Source organism: Pseudoalteromonas luteoviolacea S2607 (assembly GCF_001625575.1).
GTDB classification, from domain to species: Bacteria; Pseudomonadota; Gammaproteobacteria; order Enterobacterales; family Alteromonadaceae; genus Pseudoalteromonas; species Pseudoalteromonas luteoviolacea_E.
The window spans coordinates 1-343 of sequence record NZ_AUXV01000046.1 but is presented as its reverse complement, the minus strand read 5'-3'; the positions used below and the strand labels follow the sequence as shown (position 1 = coordinate 343).

At 48.7% G+C, this 343-nt stretch carries 1 protein-coding gene; it reads right to left on the bottom strand.

Going from position 1 to position 343, the window contains the following annotated elements; genetic code table 11:
• Positions 1 to 343: Ig-like domain-containing protein (locus N480_RS25660; RefSeq protein WP_196761511.1), on the bottom strand; the 343-nt coding region annotated here is incomplete at both ends.

Below are 343 nucleotides of genomic sequence, written 5' to 3'. Positions count from 1 at the left end.
ATACAAGGTATCGCCAAACGAAACGCTGTGACCGCTTGGAGCTTTGGTATCTACCGTGATGGGCAGTTGTGTCGCGGCGGTATTGTTATTGCCTGCAGCATCTGTGAAGGTATCTGCTGCAATATCCAGTGTTGCGTTAGCCTCTGAATTCGCCGTAGGTGTAAATAACACGCTGTACTGTGTACTTGATGTGGCACTGAAATTACTCAGTGTACCGCCACTCACAGTGATATCAGACGATGAAAATGTGCTACTCGCTTCGCTCAGTACAATACTGATTGTCGCCGTTTCACCGACTTTTAAGTTGCTGTCCGATGCGCTGAATGTGGTGACCGTCGGCTTG